This is a genomic window from Microbulbifer discodermiae, from assembly GCF_040742695.1.
In the GTDB taxonomy this organism is placed as follows: domain Bacteria; phylum Pseudomonadota; class Gammaproteobacteria; order Pseudomonadales; family Cellvibrionaceae; genus Microbulbifer.
This window is the reverse complement of record NZ_JBFLAB010000004.1, coordinates 98,136-119,144: the sequence shown is the minus strand read 5'-3', so window position 1 is coordinate 119,144 and position 21,009 is coordinate 98,136. Positions and strand designations below refer to the sequence as shown.

General features: G+C 59.4%; 19 protein-coding genes. 10 read left to right on the top strand and 9 right to left on the bottom strand.

Annotated elements, in window-relative coordinates; all coding sequences use genetic code 11:
* The first annotated feature begins 445 nt into the window (after positions 1–445).
* Together AB1S50_RS02525 and AB1S50_RS02520 are read left to right on the top strand one after the other, a co-directional pair.
* Positions 446–2,083 carry an AMP-binding protein gene (locus tag AB1S50_RS02525; RefSeq protein ID WP_367148812.1) on the top strand — a complete coding sequence of 546 codons (1,638 nt, stop codon included), beginning with the start codon at positions 446–448 and terminating at the stop codon, positions 2,081–2,083.
* Positions 2,084–2,215: 132 nt separating this feature from the next.
* On the top strand, positions 2,216–2,890 hold the full coding sequence (locus tag AB1S50_RS02520; protein ID WP_367148810.1) for a glutathione S-transferase family protein: 675 nt from the start codon (positions 2,216–2,218) through the stop codon (positions 2,888–2,890).
* A 359-nt stretch (positions 2,891–3,249) separates the two neighbouring features.
* Here AB1S50_RS02520 and AB1S50_RS02515 read toward each other — a convergent pair whose 3' ends face one another.
* The 3 genes from AB1S50_RS02515 to AB1S50_RS02505 all read right to left on the bottom strand — a co-directional run bounded on the left by AB1S50_RS02515 (position 3,250) and on the right by AB1S50_RS02505 (position 7,410).
* Positions 3,250–4,983 (bottom strand): M28 family metallopeptidase, encoded by a 1,734-nt coding sequence (locus AB1S50_RS02515; RefSeq protein WP_367148809.1) that lies wholly within the window; start codon positions 4,981–4,983, stop codon positions 3,250–3,252.
* Positions 4,984–5,279: 296 nt separating this feature from the next.
* A complete protein-coding gene (locus tag AB1S50_RS02510) occupies positions 5,280–6,434 on the bottom strand; it encodes a M14 family metallopeptidase (protein WP_367148808.1) in 1,155 nt (384 codons plus the stop codon).
* 400 nt (positions 6,435–6,834) lie between these two features.
* Positions 6,835–7,410, bottom strand: a complete 576-nt coding sequence (locus AB1S50_RS02505; protein WP_367148807.1) for a lipid-binding SYLF domain-containing protein — start codon at positions 7,408–7,410, stop codon at positions 6,835–6,837.
* Between the two features lie 205 nt (positions 7,411–7,615).
* On the opposite strand from AB1S50_RS02505, the gene AB1S50_RS02500 reads away from it, so the two are divergent.
* From AB1S50_RS02500 to AB1S50_RS02490, 3 genes are all read left to right on the top strand, one after another.
* Positions 7,616–8,101, top strand: coding sequence for a hypothetical protein (locus AB1S50_RS02500; RefSeq protein WP_367148806.1), 486 nt, complete (start codon positions 7,616–7,618; stop codon positions 8,099–8,101).
* A gap of 234 nt (positions 8,102–8,335) precedes the next feature.
* The gene (locus AB1S50_RS02495; protein ID WP_367148805.1) at positions 8,336–9,106 is read left to right on the top strand and encodes a TatD family hydrolase; all 771 of its coding nucleotides are present in this window, start codon (positions 8,336–8,338) and stop codon (positions 9,104–9,106) included.
* The gene (locus tag AB1S50_RS02490) at positions 9,103–10,779 is read left to right on the top strand and encodes an aminotransferase class V-fold PLP-dependent enzyme (RefSeq protein WP_367148804.1); all 1,677 of its coding nucleotides are present in this window, start codon (positions 9,103–9,105) and stop codon (positions 10,777–10,779) included. Before AB1S50_RS02495 ends, AB1S50_RS02490 begins: the two co-directional genes overlap by 4 nt.
* Here AB1S50_RS02490 and tcdA read toward each other — a convergent pair.
* The 4 genes from tcdA to AB1S50_RS02470 form a co-directional block, all read right to left on the bottom strand.
* A complete protein-coding gene (gene tcdA, locus AB1S50_RS02485) occupies positions 10,770–11,567 on the bottom strand; it encodes a tRNA cyclic N6-threonylcarbamoyladenosine(37) synthase TcdA (protein ID WP_367148803.1) in 798 nt (265 codons plus the stop codon). The two genes, AB1S50_RS02490 and tcdA, sit on opposite strands and share 10 nt — an antisense overlap.
* The gene (locus AB1S50_RS02480; RefSeq protein ID WP_367148802.1) at positions 11,554–11,997 is read right to left on the bottom strand and encodes a thiol-disulfide oxidoreductase DCC family protein; all 444 of its coding nucleotides are present in this window, start codon (positions 11,995–11,997) and stop codon (positions 11,554–11,556) included. Before AB1S50_RS02480 ends, tcdA begins: the two co-directional genes overlap by 14 nt.
* Before the next feature lie 88 nt (positions 11,998–12,085).
* Positions 12,086–12,550, bottom strand: coding sequence for an FKBP-type peptidyl-prolyl cis-trans isomerase (locus AB1S50_RS02475; protein WP_367148801.1), 465 nt, complete (start codon positions 12,548–12,550; stop codon positions 12,086–12,088).
* Positions 12,551–12,701: 151 nt separating this feature from the next.
* Positions 12,702–13,061 (bottom strand): hypothetical protein, encoded by a 360-nt coding sequence (locus tag AB1S50_RS02470; protein ID WP_367148800.1) that lies wholly within the window; start codon positions 13,059–13,061, stop codon positions 12,702–12,704.
* Between the two features lie 339 nt (positions 13,062–13,400).
* On the opposite strand from AB1S50_RS02470, the gene AB1S50_RS02465 reads away from it, so the two are divergent.
* The 4 genes from AB1S50_RS02465 to AB1S50_RS02450 all read left to right on the top strand — a co-directional run bounded on the left by AB1S50_RS02465 (position 13,401) and on the right by AB1S50_RS02450 (position 17,509).
* A complete protein-coding gene (locus tag AB1S50_RS02465; RefSeq protein WP_367148799.1) occupies positions 13,401–13,823 on the top strand; it encodes an HIT family protein in 423 nt (140 codons plus the stop codon).
* A 191-nt stretch (positions 13,824–14,014) separates the two neighbouring features.
* Entirely contained in the window at positions 14,015–14,815 is an 801-nt protein-coding gene (locus tag AB1S50_RS02460) for a GIN domain-containing protein (RefSeq protein ID WP_367148798.1), read from the top strand.
* Positions 14,816–14,918: 103 nt separating this feature from the next.
* Positions 14,919–16,379, top strand: coding sequence for a YcjX family protein (locus AB1S50_RS02455; protein ID WP_367148796.1), 1,461 nt, complete (start codon positions 14,919–14,921; stop codon positions 16,377–16,379).
* Positions 16,379–17,509: a TIGR01620 family protein gene (locus AB1S50_RS02450; protein ID WP_367148795.1), complete on the top strand. Its 1,131-nt coding sequence runs from the start codon at positions 16,379–16,381 to the stop codon at positions 17,507–17,509. The genes AB1S50_RS02455 and AB1S50_RS02450 overlap by 1 nt, the downstream gene beginning before the upstream one ends.
* 135 nt (positions 17,510–17,644) lie before the next feature.
* On the opposite strand, the gene AB1S50_RS02445 is transcribed toward AB1S50_RS02450, so the two are convergent.
* Positions 17,645–18,148, bottom strand: coding sequence for a hypothetical protein (locus tag AB1S50_RS02445; RefSeq protein WP_367148794.1), 504 nt, complete (start codon positions 18,146–18,148; stop codon positions 17,645–17,647).
* 604 nt (positions 18,149–18,752) lie between these two features.
* Here AB1S50_RS02445 and gorA point away from each other — a divergent pair.
* Positions 18,753–20,111 carry a glutathione-disulfide reductase gene (gorA, locus tag AB1S50_RS02440; protein ID WP_367148793.1) on the top strand — a complete coding sequence of 453 codons (1,359 nt, stop codon included), beginning with the start codon at positions 18,753–18,755 and terminating at the stop codon, positions 20,109–20,111.
* Positions 20,112–20,555: 444 nt separating this feature from the next.
* Here the strand turns inward: gorA and AB1S50_RS02435 are convergent, their stop codons facing one another.
* Positions 20,556–20,906 carry an HPF/RaiA family ribosome-associated protein gene (locus AB1S50_RS02435; RefSeq protein WP_367148792.1) on the bottom strand — a complete coding sequence of 117 codons (351 nt, stop codon included), beginning with the start codon at positions 20,904–20,906 and terminating at the stop codon, positions 20,556–20,558.
* Between the last annotated feature and the right edge of the window lie 103 nt (positions 20,907–21,009).

Below are 21,009 nucleotides of genomic sequence, written 5' to 3'. Positions count from 1 at the left end.
CGGCAAGCCATTTGGCCCTATAAAACATCGGCCGCTGTTCGCAGCAACTGCATCCAATCACCAGTTCACAAGGACAGACCCGGCTGATCCAGTGTATTTCGGTCGACTTGTTTGCGCCCCGGCACTCGGTTAAAGTTCCAGCAGCCGGTCGCTGCGAAGGAACAGTCATAGAGGGTTGCGGGTAAAGGGTTGGACAGTCTGCTCAGCGGATAGTGTTTTTACTCGAAGTGTTGGGTGCTGACGCCACCACCATCACCGCCGTATCGGGAGTGTGGCCCACCCATAGGAAACGGGACCATAGCGGCCAGTCAGGGTTGGAGCTGCGATCGCGCGCGCCGATAACCACAGGCGCCGCGGCGAGAGGCAAACAATAATCAAGCGAATCCAGGCGCCGGGATTCGTCTATAAAAGTAAAGGCGACAACAACAGGACTGGGAGAAGAAAGTTGGAACTCGATCGCAGCATTCTTGACGTATTTTCGGACGCCTGTGCAAAGTTCGGTGACAGACCGGCTTTCACTTGCCTTGGCCACACTCTTTCAATTGCTGAAGTCGATCGGCTCAGTGCCAAATTCGCCTCCTACCTGCAGCACCACACCAGTCTAAAGCCCGGTGATCGTATCGCCGTGCAGTTGCCCAATGTGCTGCAATACCCGGTAGTGGTTTTCGGCGCTATGCGCGCCGGACTCATAGTGGTGAATACCAATCCGCTCTACACCAGGCGCGAACTCAAACACCAGTTGATAGACTCCGGGGCCAAGGCGCTGGTGGTGCTGGCGAATATCGCCGATACCGCTGCTGCGGTGGTAGAGGAAACCCCGGTTGAGCAGGTGATTGTGAGCGAAATCGCCGACCTCCACAGTCCTCTCAAGCGGGTGCTGATCAACACCGTTGCCAAGCACATCAAGAAAATGGTGCCGGACTTTTCGTTTGCGAATCAGGTCAGTTTCCGTGATGCCATGGCATTGGGCGCCAGACAGCCGCGAACCCAAGTGCGGGCAAACCCTGAGGATGTGGCTGTTCTGCAGTATACCGGTGGCACCACCGGTGTCGCCAAAGGCGCAATGCTGACCAATCGCAACCTGGTGGCAAACATGGAACAGGTGCGGGAAGCTCTGGGGGACTCGATCAAGGAGGGGGAGGAACTCTACATTGCGCCTCTGCCCCTGTACCACATCTATGCCTTCACGATTCACTGTATGTCATTGTTCATGACCGGCAACCACTCGCTGCTGATTCCCAATCCGCGCGATATTCCGGCGTTTGTGAAGACTTTGAAAGGCCAGCGCTTTACCGGCTTTGCAGGGCTGAATACATTGTTCAACGGCCTGATGCGGGACCCGCAATTCGCCGAGCTGGATTTTAGCGGACTGCACACCACAGCTTCCGGTGGCATGGCGTTGACACGCGACACCGCGGATCGCTGGGAAAAAATGACCGGCTGTGTGGTGACCGAAGGCTACGGTTTGACCGAGACATCGCCGGTTGTGTCTTTCAATCCGGCTTCCGCCGTGCAGTTGGGCACAGTGGGTGTACCGGTGCCTGGCACTGAGGTGAAGGTCATCGACGAGAACGGCAACGATCTTCCCAATAATACCCCCGGGGAATTGTGTGTCCGCGGTCCCCAGGTGATGAAGGGCTACTGGCAGCGGCCGGAAGCGACCGCCGAATGCCTCGACGACGAAGGCTGGTTGCGCACCGGAGATATGGCGGTGATTCAGGATGATGGCTACATCAAGATAGTGGACCGCAAGAAGGATATGATTATCGTCTCCGGCTTCAACGTCTACCCGAATGAGATCGAAGACGTGATCAGTACGATGGACAAGGTCGGAGAAGCGGCCGCCATCGGTATCCCTGACGAAAAGAGCGGCGAGCTGGTTAAGCTGTTTGTGGTCAAAGCCGACGATTCCCTGACCGAGGAAGAGGTAATCGCCTACTGCCGCGAAAAAATGACTGCCTACAAGGTACCCAAAAAGGTTGAGTTTCGCGAGGATCTGCCCAAGACCAATGTCGGCAAGATTTTGCGCCGCGAACTGCGCGACCAGGAGCTTAAAAAAATGGGTGATGCGGTCAGTGCCTGACGGATCCATGGCGACAGCAGCGCATCCAGACACTTGGATATTGCGGCACCCATAGGGTGGAAGGTGCTTTAGCCGGAAACGACATCCGCCACACCTGGCACGCGGGTGGAAGCTATGGGGAGGCAGTTTCATATGGTTACATTGCATCACCTGGAATACTCCCAGTCTTTCCGCATCCTCTGGCTACTGGAAGAGCTGGGGGTCGACTATGAACTCAAGCTCTACCGGCGTGATCCGCAAACCAAACTGGCACCGGCGGACTACAAGGCGGTTTCCCCCCTCGGTACTGCACCGGTGATCACCGATGGCGAGTTTGCGCTGGCCGAGACTGCGGCAATCTTCGATTACCTGCTGGACCGGTACCCGAGTGAGACTCTGAGGCCGGCGCCTGGATCTCCCGGCCGGGACTCATATCTGTTCTGGTTCCACGCCGCTCAGGGCTCGGTGATGCCACTCATGTTGATGGATGGTGTCTTCCATATACTGCAGGCGCGGGTGCCATCTCTGTTCAACCTTGTTCTCACCCCTGTCCTCAATAAGGCGACGGACGGATTTATTCGCCCCAGGATGGTCAGGTTGCTGGCCCTGGCGGAAGAGGATCTGGCGGCTCAGGAGTGGTTCGGTGGCTCTGTGTTGAGCGGTGCGGACATCCTGCTCAGCTACCCCATGGAGTCGGCCAGCAAACGCAGCTATCTGACGGACGGGCACCCCAATACCCGGGCCTGGCTCGAACGTATCCAGGCCCGGCCCGCCTTTCGCAAGGCGCAGGAAATCGATGGCCACGAGTCCATGGTGCTGCCTCTTTAGCAGGTTGTTGAAAAAGGCATCCTGCCTGTTTCAAAACACGAAAAACGAAAAATGCGATTTTCACTTTTCTCCCAAAATCAACGACTTAGGTGTCGTTGATTTTGCCGGAACATCCATATTCCGGTACCAGGCGTCGAAATTCTTCGAATTTCAACAGCCTGCTAGGGTCAGCCTGTTTAGTGCCAACGGGCCCTAGCCCGGCTAACGCGGGATTGGGGGTGCGGTAAAAAGCTGAAGAAACCGAGTGGTCCCGCCAGAAGCCGCGTAAAATCGGGGCGGGATGACATACTGCCCCACCACTGATGTGGACGGGGCAGTTTGGCGGCCGCCGGGGAGCGGCCGGGTTTGTCTGTCGCGCTTTATCGACGCACCTCGGCACTTGCATCGCGAATTGCGCGAAATTCGTTCCCCTGATACCAATTGGGCCAGGTGCGGCTGTTGGCCAGTTGCAAGCCGAGCCGCATACCCAGTTGCAGGTCCATGGCCGCGCCATTCAGATCCCAATTCGGATCGTATTCGTCCGCGGGTTTATGGTAGGCATGGGCGGTGTAGTTTTCGCCCTGTTGCTGGGCCCAGGCACGGCTGTGGTCGAAACTGTCCGTACCCGAGTCGAAGTACAGCATGGGTACACCTTTCTTGGCCAGGCTGAAGTGGTCGGAGCGATAGTAATATCCGCGCTCCGGATGGTCCTCCGGCGACAGATAGCGGTCCTGTTCCCGCGCTACCCCCGCCAGCAGGGGTTCCAGTTCACTGTTGCCGTATCCCACCACGATCACGTCGCGCATGGGGCCCAGCACACCCATGGCATCGAAATTGATTCCGGCCACAGTTTTTTCCAGCGGCACCACCGGGTGTTCCGCATAGTACTTGGATCCCAGCAGACCCGATTCCTCTGCGGTGACCGCTACGAACAGCATTGAGCGTTGCGGCCGACTGTCCATGCCGGCAATCTGGCGCGCCATCGCCAGCAGCCCGGCGGTGCCCGTGGCATTGTCCACCGCGCCGTTGAAGATATGGTCTTCGCCGGCAGTGTTTTCATTGATACCCAGATGATCCCAGTGTGCGGTGTAGATCACCGCCTCGTCCGGGTGGGTTTTACCCGGCAGCTTCGCCACCACGTTGCGGGAGTCGGAGTGACGCAGGCTGTTTTGCAGTTGGACGCTGGCGTTCAGGCCAAGGGGTTTGGCGACGAAGCCACGGGTTTTGGCCGCCTCCATCTCAGTGGCCAGATCCAGTCCCGCCGCGGCAAAGATGTCCTGCGCTGCGGCGCCGGTCATCCAGGCTTCGACAGCTACGCGATCCCGGTTCTTGTCCTCCGCCGCCAGACTGATCTGGGCCCCGGACCAGCTGCCACTGACCACTTCCCACGGATAACCGGCCGCACCGGTTTCATGAATAATGATGGCGCCGTCGGCACCCTGGCGCGCTGCCTCTTCGAATTTGTAGCTCCAGCGGCCGTAATAGGTCATGGCGTTGCCGTTGAACAGCGCCTTGTCCTGGGTGGCGTAGCCCGGATCGTTGACCAGGATCACCGCCGTCTTGCCGGCCATGTCGACACCGGCGTAGTCATTCCAGTCGTTCTCTGGCGCCACAATGCCGTAGCCCACAAACACCAGTTCGCTGTGGTCCAGCGCTGACGCCGGTGTCTGTCGCTGGGTGAAGGTGACCATATCGGTCAGCGGCTGCAGTTCTTTCCTGAAGCCGTTACCGGTTACGGTCAACGGGCTGGAATTGATCTGCATTTCCACCACCGGCACCTGCTGGAACCAGCTCGGCCGACCCTCACCATCTGTGGCGCCGGGCTGCAGCCCCGCTGCTGCGAACTGCTCCGCCAGATAGTTGACGGTCAATTCCTCTCCCCGGGAGGCTGGGGCACGGCCCTCAAACTCATCGGAGGCCAGTACCTTTACATGCTTGTGCAGGTCGGCGGCCATGGTTTCCAACTGGGCGGAATCGGGAGCGCTGCCGGTCTGCTGGCCCTTTCCCGCCACTGCGGAATCATCTTGAGGCGCCGACGCTGTGCCGCAGGCGGTCAGAGCGCCTGTGGCAATAGCGCCAAAGCAGAGGTTGCGCCATAGGGTTGGTATCTGCATAGGAGTTTCCTGTAACTGTCTATTCTTTTGCACGTTTGCACCGCAGGCCGAAGCGGCTCGGGGTCAATGTGGCTCAGAGTGGTGCCGCCAGCGGTTGCAGGGTGGCACCGGCCCCCGGAATACAAGCTGCGCCATGCAGTTGCGCCGGTTATCTCGAGGGCGGCAATTCGGTGGCCGGGAAAGGACCCGGATTGCCGGATGACTAAGCTAGCAAAAAGGGCGCCGGGGGCCGAAGCATTCTGTACTGAAATCGGCACCGGGCACAGTCAAAAAAACTGCGCCGCCGGTGCCCGAGGTCAGGCGGGGGTGTCGACCGGATTCCGGCCGCTATCCATATGGGCCAGTGTCTCGCGGATGGGAAAGAGTATGTCCTGCGCCAGCTGCCGACAGCGGTCCGGTGACCAGCCCTCGCCAGTGTCCGGCAGCTCGTCATTATCCTTGAAGGGCATTTCCAGGGTCAGCGCCAGGGTGCGGAACTGGTGTCCGCACCAGTTGGTGCCCACCGTCATATTGGCTTCGCCGGGCTTATCCAGTTCGTAGCCGCGCCCTGTCTGGAAGTCCGGACTTACGGCTACAAAGGCCTGCTTGAAGCGTTGTTCCAGTTCGGCGTGACGCGCATCGTAGCCCGGGATACCTTCGCAGGCAGCGACAAAATTGACCGGCAGCGCCTCGTCACCGTGGATATCGAGAAAGATGTCGCCGCCGACCTGAAGCATTCTCTGGCGCACCAGATACACTTCGGGGCTGCGCTCCATGGTCGGGTTCGACCATTCGCGATTGAGGTTTGCGCCCACCGCATTGGTGCGCAGGTGACCGCGTACACTGCCGTCGGGATTCATATTGGGCACCAGGTAAAATACCGTGTCCGCCAGCAGTTGCCGCGCCCCTGGATTGGCCGGATCCAGCAGAGATTCCAAAAATCCCTCCACAAACCACTCGGCCATGGTTTCGCCAGGGTGTTGACGGGCGATCATCCACACGCGGTGTTTCGCCGTCGCGGCATCGCCGATTGTGAGCAGGCTCATGTCGCGGCCGTCCAGGGTCTGCCCGAGTGTCTCCAGTTGGACCTGGTCGTGGCCCTGGGCCCAGGCCAGTAAGTTCAGGTGACGCTCCCAGGAGTAGGGCGCGAAATAAGCCAGATAGACGCTGGGTTGCTCCAGATCGACAGTGAAGTCGAGGCATTGACCGTCGTAGTGCGCATCCAGGCGAAACCAGTGGTCGCGGTCGTAGGAGGCGCAGACGCGATAGTTGTCCCATCCTGCCGGATAGGCCGCCTTGCCGGCGTTGACGAAGCGCAGTGGGTAGCTGTCGCCCACCCGGCCTTCCAGGCGGAAGTAAAACCACTGGTAAAAGTCGGAGTTGTTGTCCTGGCGGATGGCCAGCTCGATCGGGCTGCTGTCGGCGTTGACGAGAGTGATGTTGCCGCCGTCAAAAGCAGAGGTTATGTGCATGGAAAGGCTCCGCTGTTATTGGTTGCGGGAGCATACAGCGAGCGGCAAAATTTTTCAGGGGGTTATGGCCGGGGCCGGCCGCTGAGATGGGGGCTGGTGCGCGGTCAATAAAAAAGCACGGTACCGCTACCGATACCGTGCTCTGGCCTATCCCTGGCGGCACCTGCCGCGACTACAGCTCCCTGGAATTTCCGGTGTCGCGGCCCGACGACTGCTATCTGCCTGACCCGATCACTGGCGCGCAACCCGCACCGACAGAAATTGCGTACCGCTCCTTTACCACTCGCGGCTGGTGCTGGTTACAGTTTAGGCCGCGGTACCCGCGGCCGGACACAGGACACACCAGATTGGCGCCGGAATGAATGACTTTCAATGGCTTTTGCCGGGATAGGCGCCAAGTTTAATTCAACTCCGGATCCCGCGAGAATTTGGTTCCCTTGAGGGTGGCCTGCAGGGCGATGCCACTCTCCGTCAACTGGTATACGCGCATGCCATCCAGCACCACTTCGGCAGCGACTGCCGCCCCCTTGTCCTGTGCCTTGGCAGCCGCATCCGCATGGCCGCCAAATGACCAGCCGCTGTCGACGAAACGCCGCATGACCTCGGGGGATTCAAACAGAAACAGGGCGCGAAAATCTTTGACACCAAAACCAAGGCCCACACCCAGTTCGTGCATTTTCATATAGGTGCGTGCCCCCGAGCGACGGTCGACGGCCACTCCGTACCCGCTGGAGGCGCTGGCCAGCAGCAGATTAATGTTTATATTGCTAAATACCGCATAGCCCGGTGCACTGGCCACGTCGGCGCGCAGATCCGGCTTCAGCCGGTATAGCTCGCTTAGCACCTGCCGTTCCGTATTGTCTATATACTGGCGTTTTTCATTGCGGGTTTGTCCCGGTGCGGCGCAGCCGCCGGCAACCAGCGCAACCAGGAGCAGCGCACAGAGCGCCTGTCGGTGTAGAGTATGGCGCAGCATAGGGATTCCCCCCCCCTCTCAGGTGACTAAATAATCGCCAACCATAGCAGAGTACCTGGGGTGGTTCGAGAGAATCTGCTTCACTTTGGGATCTGCGCCACACATGTTCCTCTCCGTGCCACTTCCGGCGCTGTGTGTCATTCGGTAAGCTTGCAGGCCATGGGGGCCAGAGCCCCTGCGCAATAACGAGACAGAGAGAGTTACCATGAATAGTAAACTGGTTAAACGCGGCCTTGCCGCCGGCTGCGTCCTGGCCCTGACCGCGAATCTGACCGCCTGTGGTTATTTCCTGTATCCGGAGCGCAAGGGGCAGGAGGGCGGCCGTGTCGATCCGGTGGTGGTGATTCTCGACGGCGCCGCGTTGTTGTTCGGTATTCTGCCCGGTGTGGTGGCTTTCGCGGTGGACTTCACCTCCGGAACCATCTATCTGCCCGCGGGGGGATCATCGGCCATTGACCGCCATCTGGGTGCTGTGGATACCAATGACAGCCGTCAGGTGATCGACCAGGATGGGCAGCTGTGGGAGCAGGTACCCCTTGAGGTGTCCGCCGACGGTGACGACAAGTTACAGCAGCTTACGGCTACGCTGGCAACGACCGTCGGTACCCGGGTGGCGCCGACTGATATCCTGTGGGTCAAGGATCTCGCCGCTCTCCGCAGTGTGGAGGCGGGGCACACAGCGTCGCTCTGAGATAGCGGCAGCCGCTGTTTTCGCACTGTGGCTCAATGACTGCAGGCCAGCGCCTGTTCAGCACTGGTGCGAACAGGCGTCCACGGCTCCGGCGGCTAGGGTTCGTCACCGCTTTTCTGTACCCCCAATCTAGCGGCGCATTACTGGGCTAAGGTGGTACAAGTATGCCGCCGTCGGGGGAGGCTGGCGCAAGCCCTTAACTAAGATCCCGGAGTTAGCCCTGCACTTAATCCGATGCTACTGATCGATAGCCACTGCCACTTCGACTTTGACGACTTTACCAGTGATCGCGATGCCGTCTGGCAGCGGTGCCGCGCCGTCGGGGTGGAGCAGCTGATTATTCCAGGTGTGGAGGTGAGGCAGTGGGAGTCACTGGCAGCGCTGGTTTGCCGGGAGCCCGGCTGGCATGCTGCTGTGGGGGTGCATCCCTGGTGGATCTCCGGCCTGCAACAGACCGATGCCCAATTGCAGCAAGCGCTGTGCGAGTGTGCAGAGCAGGGCCGCTTTGTCGCGATTGGCGAGTGCGGTCTCGACAAGCTGATAGAAACACCCTTTGAACGCCAGCTGGACGTCCTGCGTATACACCTGACGGTCGCCGCCGAGCTGGGGTTGCCGGTGATTCTCCATGTGCGCAAGGCCCACAGTGAGCTCCTGCGGCTGCTGAAAGGCTTCCGCCTCGGCCGCGGCGGTGTGATCCACGCTTTCAGCGGCGATGTGGAACTGGCCCGCCGGTATTGGGCGATGGGGTTTCGCCTGGGAATTGGCGGCACCATCAGTTACCCAAGGGCGGCAAAAACGCGGCGGGCGGTTGTGGAACTGCCCCTGGAAAGCCTATTGCTGGAGAGTGACGCCCCGGATATGCCACTGCGGGGGCGTCAGGGGGAGCGCAACAGCCCGGAATACCTGCCAGTCACCGCGGGGCTGTTGGCGGAATTGCGCGGGGTGAGTGCGGAAGAGGTGGCCGCACGCACACGGGAAAATACACGGTTGCTGTTCTCACTATGACTTTTACCAGCTTTTCCGCCTCCGGATTCAAACGGCAGTTTCCCTTGTTTACGCAGCGGGAAAACCGGCAGCTAGTATATCTCGATAACGCCGCTACAACCCATAAGCCCCAGATAGTCATCGACGCGCTGCAGGATTTCTATCTGCACAGCAACGCCAATACCCACAGATCCAGTCATCGACTGGCCCGGCGGGCAACAGAGATGACGGAGCGTGTGCGTCGCCAGGCGGCCGCATTTTGCAATGCCCGCAGCCCCCTGGAAATGGTTTTCTGTCGCGGCGCCACCGAGGCGTTGAATCTGCTTGCCAACTGCCTCTGCAGCGACCTGCAGGCCGGTGATGAAATTCTGCTGTCAACCGCTGAACACCACGCGAATATCGTCCCCTGGCAGATGATGGCCGAGCGCTATGGGCTAAAACTGCGCTATGTGCCCGACACGGCGGGAGTACCCCAGTTCGACCGGCTGGAGGAGGCGCTTACGGATCTTACCCGGGTGGTGTCGATTACCGGTGGTTCCAATGCGTTGGGACTGCGTCCGGATCTCGATGCGATCGGGAAATTACTGCGCGGTCGCGACTTGCACTGGATCGTTGACGGCGCCCAGTTGGCGGCCCATGAGCCGCTGGATGTGCAGCGGCTGGGCTGCGACTTCTTGGTATGCTCGGCGCACAAATTTTATGGTCCATCGGGAATCGGATTGCTCTACGGCCGCCGGGAACTACTGGAGGCGATGCCCCCCTGGCAGGGCGGGGGGGAAATGATCGCGGAAGTGGGACTGTTCCACAGCCGCTTCGCGGAGCTGCCGCACAAGTTCGAAGCGGGCACTGCTTCGCTGGCGGCGATTGCGGGGCTGGGCGCGGCGTTGGATTTTCTGGCGGCACAGGACCGGGCTGCGATGGCGGCCCACGAACAGGAACTGCTGCGTTGCCTGCACCGGGAGGTGGCGGCGTTGCCAGGGCTGCGTTTGATCAGTCAGCCACAACACAATCTGGGTATCCTCACCTGTGCGCCACAGAAGGGTGGGGTTGCCGATCTAATGCACTGGCTCGACGGACGGGATATTGCAGTGCGCGTTGGGCACCACTGCGCGCAGCCGCTGCTGCGCGCCGGGGGTGAGACCGCCACCCTGCGCGCATCCCTAGCCGCTTACAACACACCCGGGGATATCGAGACTTTTCTGCAGGCGGTGGAGGACTTCCTGCCCACTTCCTGGGTCGCACCGGAGCCGGCCGGGCCGGTGCCTTTCTCTGGGGAGGGCTGGATAAGCGACGACCTTTCGGCTCTGCAGTTGGAGCAGTTGGCGTCACAGCGCAATTGGCAGGATCGCTACCGGGAACTAATACGCTGGAGCAGGGCCATTGCACCCAAGCCGCAGATCCGTCGCGCACAAAATTTGGTGCGCGGCTGCGCGTCGGAGGTGTGGCTGGCCCACCGCATCTGCGACGGGCGACATCACTTCGCCCTCGATAGCGACAGCCGTGTAGTCAAGGGACTGGGTGCCTTGCTGCTGGCACAAATTGACGGCTGTACCGCAGAGCAGATCGCCGCCACGGATGTGCGTCGGGTGTTTGTGGATCTCGGCTTGCAGCAGCACCTCAGCCAGTCGCGCAGCAATGGGTTTTACGCCCTGCTGCAAAGGGCCATGTCCTGTTTGGAAGACGATCAGCCTTGAGATAGCAGGCGTTTTACCACCTGCGCAGCGGCGTGGAAGCCGAAGGTACCGGTGACCATGGTGGCCGCCCCGAATCCATTGCTGCAATCGAGCTTCACCCCGCCTTGCATTGTGGTCTTGCGCTGACTGACCTGGCCGTCCGGTTGCGGGTAGGCCATGGGTTCTGTTGAAAAAATGGCATCGATACCAAACAGGCGTCGGCGCGACTTGTGAAAATTATGCTGGCTATATAGGTGCTGGCGCATCTTGGCCAGCATGGGGTCGTTGATGGTGCGGCCCAGGTCGGCGCAGCCGATGCGGCTTGGATCCCGCTTGCCGCCGGCGGAGCCCACGGTAATCAGGCGCAGTTTGCGCGCCTTGCAGTAGGCGGCCAGGGCCGCTTTGACCCGCGCCGTATCGGTGGCGTCGAGGACTATGTCGATGGGCATCCGTGCCGGGTCCAGCAGCTGCGCGAAATTGTCGCTGGCGATGAAATCCTGGTGAACCTGTAGCTGAATTTGCGGATTAATCTGTCGCAGGCGCTCGGCCATCACCGTTACTTTGGGCTCGCCGATGGTGTTGAGCAGAGCATGACTCTGGCGGTTGGTGTTGGTGATACAGACATCGTCGAGGTCGATCAGGGAAATTTGGCCGACTCCCGAGCGGGCGAGCGCTTCGGCGCTCCAACTACCCACGCCGCCTATCCCGATAATCACGCAGTGGGCAGTCTGCAGTTTCTCCAGTGTGCCGCGTCCATAAAGGCGGGTGATACCGCCAAAGCGTTGCGAGTATTGTTCAGTTGAACTCATGGGGGAATTGTTCCAGAAATCGGTGGCGCTCCGTTGCGGATGGCAATCGACAGCTGGCGCCGCGGCCAAACAGCCGATAGCGATTGCGGGCTATAAGGTCGTAGATCCAGTCGCGCAGAAAGCGCGGAATTATGCGTGTCAATGCCAAAAGACGCCAGGGCATCGGCAGTTGGGCAAAGATGCGCAGTGCGGCATCGCTGCGGTGATACTGTTGTATTCCCGCCGGCCCGGTGCGCAGATAGATGACCGTTTCAAAGGTGTCGAGGGGCAGGCCCAGGTGTTCCAGCAATTCCTGGCCGGCGGCGGATTGTACCCGGCACAGGGTGAACAGAGCGCGTTCGTCGCGCTCCAGTACGAACCGGCTCCAGCCATTACACAGATTACAGAGGCTGTCGAATAGGATAATGTGGTCTGGAATCTCCTGTGGCATGGGTGTTCTACGGCTTCTGCAATAGTTCGCCATCTGTGACCGGGCTATGGGGTCCAGGGGGCTGCGGAGATTCTGTCTGGCCGCTGGCTCAGTGGATGTGCCCGCCGCTGATCTCATCGGCGGTGGCTTCCCGTACGGAAACCACCTGGATCTCGAAGTGTAGCTCCACTCCGGCCAGCGGATGGTTGCCGTCGATGGTGACATCGTCGCCGTCGATATCAATGATCTCCACCTCGATGGGATCCCCCCCGGTGCTCTGCGCGTGGAAGGCCATGCCCACCTTCAGTTCCTCGACATCGCCAAAGGCGTCCCGCGGCAGAGTCTGGATCAGTTCCGGGTTCCGTGCGCCATAGCCCTGCTCCGGCTGGATGACTGCGGAAAATTTGTCCCCCGCCGACTTGTCGAGCATTTCCCTCTCCAGGCCCGGTATGATATTGCCAGCTCCCTGTAGGTAGGTGAGGGGTTCGCCTTCGGCGGAGGAATCGATCAGGGTGCCTTCGGCATCTTTCAGTAAGTAGTGAATCTCCACTACCGAGTGGTGGGCAATTTTCATGGGTTGCTCAGGGGAAGAAGTCGGTGGATGGAATGGCGCTTGCTTTGTGCAATATAGAGGCAGATAGAACAAGACCGCAAGGGTCCATTGTATGGGGCGGTTGTCCGGCTAGCAAGATTGCTTCAGCCGGGACTGGGGCCCGCGCCGGGCGCTAACAGGCCGCCGGGAGTCTTTGATCGCAACGGCGGAACAGCTCGTCGGTAGTTTCCACCAGGCCCGAACTCAGCTCACAGGTAAAGCCCAACTCTATCAGCCGCCCCTCCAGGTATTCCAGCAGGGCTTCAAACAGAGGGGGGTTGAGCCCCCGGGCCAGAAAGCTGGCGCGGCTCAGGCGCACCGGTTCGGGTTGTGGCGACAGGGCGTGGTTGACGAACTGGGCCTGGCGATTGCACTGCTTGCAGTAGTCGGCGAATTCGAGTTCAGTGCACTGGCGGCCAATCACCTGAAAAAATTCCTTCACCGTCTGGTTGACGACCTGAGTCCCGCCAACCTGATCCAACAGATTATTCACGATTGATCCCCCCCCACAGAAAAATATGCGTACTGCGCACATTCCCTTCCAGCCCTATTTTCCGGCTTTTTTTGACAACCCAGGGGCTGGTGGTGATGCTTTGCGTTTTATGTATGGGGAGCCTAAGGCATTCACTTGGCGCTGCCAACGGGGAAAGTGGAAAATGTCATTTTGTTCCTCGGGTTGTTATCCGATCCCCGGAAGTCGTGGGACTGGCGGCCAACCCGGACAGGCCCAGTTGCCGGAGAGGCGGAGAAATCCAGTGAAAATGTTAGAATGGGTGCTGCGATAACTTGAATAACTTGCCGGTGGGAGCGCCGGTTTGACGGTGAGGTCTGCATGTCGAGTGTATTTACCAAAATTATAAACCGCGAACTACCTGGTCATTTCTTGTGGCGGGATGAGCAGGCAGTGGCGATCATGACAATATCTCCCATCAAGCCCGGGCACTGCCTGGTGATCCCGGTACAGGAGGTGGATCATTGGGACGATGTGCCGCCGGCACTGGCCGCCCATCTGATGCAAGTGGCACAGAAGGTTGCCAAGGGACTGAAGGCGGTCTATGCACCAGCGCGTGTGGGGGTCATGGTAGCGGGCTTGGAGGTGCCTCATACCCATATCCACCTTATCCCGGTGGATGCCCTGACAGATCTGGATTTCTCCCTGCAACAGCCGGCGGAGGCTGAGCAGTTGGCCGCCGAGGCGGATAAGATACGTGCGGCGTTGCGGGAAATGGGTTGTCCTGAGTCCGATTGCGCCTGAATGCACCGACGTCTCCGCAGTTCCCGGACCAGTTCGACAGACACCAAAGACGCCGTGACGGGGTTGCCGGTTTGACCGCTACCTGCGGATGGACGCCGGCAGCCACACAGTGATTTTCTCCCCGCTGCATCTGGCAGGGAGCCTGGCGGCGTCAAAGCGGAAGATTAGAACAACTGGAGCGAGATGAGATCATGGTCCCGAAATCTGTATATACCTATATGGTTGTAGCCCTGGCGGTGGCAAGCGGCGTTTTGAGTGCCGCCTGTCTGGCAGAGGACGAGACCACCCGCAAGTTTCCCCTGCAGGGTTTTGAGCGAGTGGTCCTGGAGGGGGCGTCCAGCCTGGAGATCACCCAGGGGGACAACTTCGAGGTGGTGGCGACGGGGCCGGCCGAGGCCATACAGTACGCCCACGCAGAGGTGCGCGGCGACACCCTTGAACTGGGAGTGACGTCGAAACGCAAGCGTTTCTTCGGTGTGCTGACGGTTATCGACGACCACAAGGTGGAATTCAAGGTAACACTGCCGCAGATCTCCGCCATCCTGGTGAGCGGCCCGGGAGAGGCGCGGGCGGACACCATCGAAAGCAAAGAGTTGGAATTGCGGGTAACGGGCTCCGGTGACCTGGAGGTGGACAAGTTGGCCGCCGAATCGCTGCTGGCCGCTATCACGGGTTCCGGGGACCTGACGCTGGGAACCGTGTTGGCGGTGAGTGGCGAAACGGCGATCACGGGTTCCGGGGACCTGCGCCTGGACAGCTATGCCGGCGAGTCATTGGCGGCGCGGATCAAGGGGTCCGGGGACATGCTGATCAACGGTCGTGTGTCCAAGCTGGCGGTCAGCGTGATGGGTTCTGGAGACTTTATCGGCCGCAACCTGCTGTCTGACAAGGCGACCGGCTCTGTGATGGGGTCCGGTGATATCGTTTTGCGCAACCCAGGGCAGCAGTCATTCTCTGTCATGGGGTCGGGGGATGTGGCACTGGTGGATTGAGGATCTGGGTGCAGTTGGCTCCACTGTTGGCAAAACCTTCCGGGGATTGTTTTGGTATCGCTGCGGCCAGGTCCGTCGGCAGGGTGTAGAGACGGACTAGCAGATGAGTAGGAGCGGGCGGGCGAAAGCCGGAGATGTCCTCAGACAAGGTGAAAAACGCATTGCTCGGCTCAGTGAGCAGCTGCGGCGCTGGGGCAAACAGACGCAGGATAAATCGCATTGGGCAGCAGAGCGCCTGCTCGACCGCCGGCTGTGCATTGGCATTACCGGCCTCAGTGGAGCCGGCAAGTCTACGCTGCTGGCCAGCCTTATCTACCAGTTGAGTCACCCGGACAGGGCCCAACTGCCGGGTTTTGCACCGGCGTTGAACGGCGATTTGCTGGGGGCTGAAATCAAACCGGCGCTGGCTTCGGGCCTGCCGATGTTCAATTACCGCGACTGTCTCAATGCCCTGCTGGCGGATCCCCCCCAATGGCCCAGTGGCACTCGCGCGGTCTCGGCGGTGGAGTTACATATCTACCTGCGCCAGCGCCGCCGGTTGGGTCGCGACGGCCGCAAAACCCTGGTCCTCGAATTACGTGACTATCCCGGCGAGTGGCTGATGGATCTACCGCTGCTCGGCATGGGCTACAGTGACTGGTGTCACCACCAGTCGCATATTGTCGGTGCCGGTGCCCGGCTGGACCTGGCCCCGCAACTGGTCGCCCGGCTGTCCGCTCTGTCGCCGGATAGTGTGGCGGATCCAGGTTATCTCGATCAGCTGTGGCAGGACTATCGCCAGTTTCTGCTCGACTGCCGCAGCCAGCGCAAGTTGAGCTACCTGCAACCCGGGCGCGCATTGCTGGATACTGAACCCTACGGTGTGCTGCCCCTGCTCGATTTGCGCGGGAAAGGTCAAGTTGACCTGGACGCCCTGCCCGCGGACTCCACCTATGGCTATCTGGCGGATCGTTACCAAAATTACGTCCGCGAGCAGGTAGCGCCATTTGTCGAAAGCCATTTTCGCCATCTGGACCGGCAACTGGTGCTGGTCGATATGATCGGCACCCTCTACGCGGGCGAAGAGGCCCTGGACGATATGCGGGCGGCGTTTGGCCATATCGCCGATACTTTTCGCTACGGTAGCGGCGGGCTGCTGCGCAAACTCTGGCGACCCAGAATCGACAGGCTTGTGTTTGCCGCGACAAAAGTGGATCAGGTGCTGGCGGCCGACCACGATGCCCTGCGCCAGCTGTTGGGGCAACAGTTGCAACTGGCTTTCGCGGACGCGCGGTACCGGGGACTGCCTCTTTTCTGTGAGGCCATAGCGGCGGTACGCTGCTCTCGAGAAAGCCAGAGAAACGGCCGGCGAATGCTGGTAGGGCACGACCTGCAGGGGCGCTATCTGGGGTTTGAAAATGCGGAAATCTTTTCCCAGCTGCCCGCAGAGGGTGAGGGTTGGGGGCATTACGCCGATGCGGCGCCGCCCCAACTGCGGCCCCCAGTTGGTATGGCATCCGGGGGAACCATTCCCCACATCCGTATTGATTCTCTGCTGAACCTGATTTTGGGAGATAAAGTCTGATGAACGGCAAGCACCGGCGTCACCAGACCCGGGTCCAGCCCCTGGACGAGCCCGAGCCCACCGCGCCTACGAGGGATGCCACCCGTGTGGAGCCGCTGGAGGAGGAGGGACAGGCACTACCGGGTTCTATCACCACCGGTGAATCCCTGCCCGGGCGGATTTCCTATTCGGAACTACGGCTGCCATTTTTTCGCTTGCGCCTGTGGAAACCGGCGTTGTGGGCCGCCCTGGGTCTCGCCGCTGGCGCTGTGGCCTGGGAGTTGCGTCAACTGTTTGTGTGGGCTGCCGATCGGCACTGGCTCCTGGGCGCTCTGGCCGGCGTAACAATTGCTCTACTTGGCGCGACCATAGTGAGTGCAATATGGGAGTACTTTCGCGCAGGTTGGCCGCTGCGAAAGCTGCGGCAGACACAGGAGATGGCTGCGGAGCTGCGCGATTGTCGCAGTGGCGATCTGGTGGCACCCTTTCGCCACCAGTTGCAACTGCACTTTTCCGGTAAGCCTCAGGGGGCCCTACTGGGCCGTGTGCTGCAGGAGACGCCGGATTATTACGACAGTGCGGAACTGCTGCAACACCTGGAAGTGGCCTTTGTAGAAGCCCTGGACCAGGAGGCGTTGCGCCGAATTGTGCACCATGCCACCACCACGGGCGCCTTGGTCGGACTCAGCCCCTTCGCCACCCTGGACATACTGGTGGCACTGCGGCAGTCGTTTCGACTTATCGATGACGTGGGGCAGATTTACGGTGTGCGGCCCTCTGTGGTAGTGCGCTGGCGCCTGTTTAAAAAAGTGCTTGCGCTGGTGGCCTACAGCGGAGTCAGTGAATATGCGGTGAGCGAACTGTGGCCGGAACTGGTGGGTGACAGCGTATTGAATACGGTTTCTGCACGCCTGGGACAGGGAATGGGTGCCAGTTTGTTTATGGCGCGGATAGGGCTGGCTTCAATGCACAGTTGCCGGCCGATTCCATTTGCAGACAAACGCAGTCCCCGCTTGGGGACACTGACAAAGCGCATCGCCAGCAGCCTAAAGGAACGCCTGCTGGGACAGTCCGGGCCGGCAGATGGTTTGTTCACCGGGGGCCTGGGGCGGGGAGCGGAGCACTCCAGCCAGGCGCGCGAGGAAAAGTAGCGGTAAGCTGCCGCGGCTGCTGGAAGCCCAGTGGCCCCTGCAGTTGCGCGCCCAGGGGTAATGCCTGGTGCGTTTAGCCAGTGGGGTGGGGCCGCAATAACTGCGGGGGCGGTATAGCTATCGCCCGAGGCGGTGTTACTGGAACTGTTTGCGCAGCAGTATCTGTGTGTGGTGTTGGTCCACCAGCTTTGCAAGGGTGTCGAAGCGGCTCTTGATGACCGGCTTGGGGTTGTTGTTGCCGGAGTCATCTGTATATTCCACGCCCTCGCGCACATGCTGCAGCTCTTTGGCCAGGGCTTCCATGGCCGCGAAAATCTCGCGTGTCAGAGTTGCGCTATAAAATACACTGCTGTTGTGGGTGTCGAGCAGATAGTCGTTGCATTCGGACAACCACGAAGAACGCTTCTCGAGAAAATCGATGGTGTTGCGGATACCACCCGTAAACTCGGGTTGAAAGTTATCGTTTACGTACTTGCCGAGGCTGCGCATGCCGTTATCGACGAACTGCTCCGTAAGGCTTTCGCAGTATTTTGGGGTCAGGTACGACGGGTGAGTTTTTGCGTTGGCGACACTGCTCGCCAGCAGTAGGCATAGCAGAGGCAGCAGTCGCTGAAAGGTTGTTGTGTTGGAGGTGTTCATTGCTCTCAGCCTTATAGTTATTTCCGTATGGCTTCCTGTGACGGTCGTCACATGAATATAAGAAGCTGTCGTGGATGTCAATGGATAGTCGGTCATTATTGTCAATTTTGTGCCAATTGCTTGTCTGCCAGATGCCAACAAACAAGTGTGGCTTCCGAGGTTGGAGCGACTGTCCTCTAGCAGGTTGTTGAAAAAGTCCTCCCTGGCTTTCCTCAACCCGGGCCTGCGGCGCATGTCCGCAAACCCTCCACGACAAATCAAGCAGTTACATGCTTGATTTGCGGCTCGAACATCCCTGTTTGGGACAGCAGGCTGTTGAAATACACTTTTTCAACAGCCCGTTAGGGCGGTGATTTGCTTTGCCGTCCCTATGTCGTAACTGGCCGGGGTGGAAAGGGCGGCTAGCTGGGACCAAGTGTCAGCTGGAGGGATTTTCTGATAACTGCGGTACGGATGGTACTGCTACCGGCTGCAAGCCGGTGTGACTTGTTGAGTGGCCGGTGACTGGCAGGCTGCTGGAAAGCCTTTTTGAGCAGCAAAGGCTGGACAGGCGTTAAAGTATTGATTGTGTCCGGGATTGATAGTGGATGCTAGGGAGTTTGTCTTGAGCGAATTTGATTTTGATGTGTTTGTCATTGGTGCCGGGTCCGGCGGAGTGCGCGCCGCGCGCATGGCGGCTGCGGCGGGCATGCGGGTTGCGGTGGCGGAGGATCGCTACATGGGGGGTACCTGCGTGAACGTGGGCTGTGTGCCGAAAAAACTTTTTGTGTACGCCAGCGGTTACAGTGAGTCCTTTGCGGATGCCCGCGCCTACGGATGGCAATCGGAACGGCCGGATTTTCACTGGCAGACTCTGCGCGATAACAACGCCAGGGAAATAGCGCGGCTAAATGGGATATACCGCGACCTGCTGGCTGGTTCGGGGGTACAGGTGATTGATGGACGGGCCTCTATCGAAGGGCCGCATCAGGTGACGGTCCACGAAATGCGCTATTCCGCCGAGCGCATTCTGGTGGCGACGGGTGGGTGGCCTTTCGTTCCGGAATTTCCCGGGCGTGAACATGTGATTACTTCCAATGAGGTATTCTCATTAGCCGAATTTCCACGGCGGGTACTTGTGGTTGGGGGGGGCTATATAGCGGTTGAATTTGCCGGTATCTTCGCCGGCCTGGGTGCGGAAACACACCTTTCCTATCGCCGGGATCTGTTTTTGCGCGGCTTTGATTACGACATACGCAGCTTCGTAAGAGACGAAGTGGCAAAGAAGGGCGTTCAGTTACATTTCAACAGTGAGATCAGATCCATTGAAAAACAGCCGGATGGCAGCTTGCTGGTAGCAATGAAGTCGGAGGAGCCCCTGAAAGTGGATGCCGTTTTGTACGCAACCGGGCGCAGGCCGAATACCGTCGGCCTGGGTCTGGAGGCACTGGGGGTGGCTACCCGAGCGGACGGGACTATTTCCGTGGACGACAGTTTCCGCACCAGTGTGCCATCGATCTACGCCCTGGGGGATGTTAGCGGTGGGCCACAGTTAACGCCAGTGGCCCTGGCTGAAGCCATGGCTCTGGTCAAGCACTGGCAGAGCGGGCGCGCTGCCGAGATGGATTACAACTATATTCCCACTGCGGTTTTCTGTCAGCCCAACATCGGCACCGTTGGACTCACGGAAGAGGAGGCCCGCGACGAGGGGATTTCAGTGCACGTATACAAATCAGAGTTCAAACCGATGCGCCACTCAGTGAGCGGGCGGGACGAGAGAACGCTGATGAAGATGATTGTTGACTCCCGTAACGACAAAGTCCTGGGCGTTCATATGGTGGGGCCGGAAGCGGGTGAAATTATCCAGGGTATGGCAGTTGCGCTAAAAGCCGGGGCGACCAAGGAGACTTTTGATAGGACCATCGGTATTCACCCGACTGCTGCTGAGGAATTTGTGACCATGCGTACGCCATCTCAAGATTAACCCGGCAAGCCAGTTAATGGCCTCCCAAACATTGGATTGTCACTTTTGAAAATCTGCGCAATTCCGCGGATTAAATTGCTTTTCGAAGGCTTGTGCCAGCCTTTGCCATGCGCTGACATATCCCTGCGCCACATTAACCTGAAGACTTATTGAGTCGCCGGGTTAATGGCGGTTTGTCGGCAAAGCCCTGCGGGGATTTTGCATCCGGGGTTTACGACCTGTGTCCGCAAATCCTCTATCCAAACAGTTGCAAGCTGGTTTCGCGGTTCGAAGTGTCTTGTTGGAGGCATCGGGCTGCTGGCAAAGTTCTTTTCAGCGGTTTGATGTCAGCGAATTTTCGGACCGCCAAAATAATTCAGGCGATGCAGACGCACCGCCTTCCGCTTTCCTAAGATAACGTTGATCTGGCAGGAGATAACTGCCGCGTAGACGGCTGACCAGCCGTCAATTTTCCTCACTTGAGCTGAGAGCCTGATGGCGGAGCGTCTTGCGGCGCTCACCGCGCTCTTTCAGGCAGCGCTCGGCAGAGGCAAAGGCACCGCTGACCGCCCGATGGATGGATTCGCTTTCGCTGGTGATGGTCACAGGCTTGCCGCTTAAGGCTAACTCTACAGAGGCCTTGAACTGTTTGCCTTTGTGCTTGTGCTGATGGGGTGCTTCGAGAACCACACGGCTTCGTATGATGTCGCCACAATAACGTTCCAGTTTATGCAACTTTTTAGATATCGTGTTGGCCAGGGCGGCGGATTTATCGATATCGCGGAACACAATGTTATCGTAAGGCGTTGATTTCATGGGCAAATACCTCCGGTTATAAGGAACCTCGCAGGCCGCTGATGCGGTTTGCTAAATGAAGGTAGGGCGCCCTTAGGGGTCGCGGTTACACTTGAATTGCCGT

What these genes read in the sequence shown, in the direction of transcription:
- AB1S50_RS02450 (WP_367148795.1), top strand. Translation starts at nt 16,379, where the DNA reads ATGAACGGCAAGCACCGGCGTCACCAGACCCGGGTCCAGCCCCTGGAC.
- tcdA (WP_367148803.1), bottom strand. Translation starts at nt 11,567, where the DNA reads ATGAGTTCAACTGAACAATACTCGCAACGCTTTGGCGGTATCACCCGC.
- AB1S50_RS02515 (WP_367148809.1), bottom strand. Translation starts at nt 4,983, where the DNA reads ATGCAGATACCAACCCTATGGCGCAACCTCTGCTTTGGCGCTATTGCC.
- AB1S50_RS02465 (WP_367148799.1), top strand. Translation starts at nt 13,401, where the DNA reads ATGTCGAGTGTATTTACCAAAATTATAAACCGCGAACTACCTGGTCAT.
- AB1S50_RS02455 (WP_367148796.1), top strand. Translation starts at nt 14,919, where the DNA reads ATGAGTAGGAGCGGGCGGGCGAAAGCCGGAGATGTCCTCAGACAAGGT.
- AB1S50_RS02510 (WP_367148808.1), bottom strand. Translation starts at nt 6,434, where the DNA reads ATGCACATAACCTCTGCTTTTGACGGCGGCAACATCACTCTCGTCAAC.
- AB1S50_RS02505 (WP_367148807.1), bottom strand. Translation starts at nt 7,410, where the DNA reads ATGCTGCGCCATACTCTACACCGACAGGCGCTCTGTGCGCTGCTCCTG.
- AB1S50_RS02500 (WP_367148806.1), top strand. Translation starts at nt 7,616, where the DNA reads ATGAATAGTAAACTGGTTAAACGCGGCCTTGCCGCCGGCTGCGTCCTG.
- AB1S50_RS02435 (WP_367148792.1), bottom strand. Translation starts at nt 20,906, where the DNA reads ATGAAATCAACGCCTTACGATAACATTGTGTTCCGCGATATCGATAAA.
- AB1S50_RS02490 (WP_367148804.1), top strand. Translation starts at nt 9,103, where the DNA reads ATGACTTTTACCAGCTTTTCCGCCTCCGGATTCAAACGGCAGTTTCCC.
- AB1S50_RS02495 (WP_367148805.1), top strand. Translation starts at nt 8,336, where the DNA reads ATGCTACTGATCGATAGCCACTGCCACTTCGACTTTGACGACTTTACC.
- AB1S50_RS02520 (WP_367148810.1), top strand. Translation starts at nt 2,216, where the DNA reads ATGGTTACATTGCATCACCTGGAATACTCCCAGTCTTTCCGCATCCTC.
- AB1S50_RS02445 (WP_367148794.1), bottom strand. Translation starts at nt 18,148, where the DNA reads ATGAACACCTCCAACACAACAACCTTTCAGCGACTGCTGCCTCTGCTA.
- AB1S50_RS02475 (WP_367148801.1), bottom strand. Translation starts at nt 12,550, where the DNA reads ATGAAAATTGCCCACCACTCGGTAGTGGAGATTCACTACTTACTGAAA.
- AB1S50_RS02480 (WP_367148802.1), bottom strand. Translation starts at nt 11,997, where the DNA reads ATGCCACAGGAGATTCCAGACCACATTATCCTATTCGACAGCCTCTGT.
- AB1S50_RS02460 (WP_367148798.1), top strand. Translation starts at nt 14,015, where the DNA reads ATGGTCCCGAAATCTGTATATACCTATATGGTTGTAGCCCTGGCGGTG.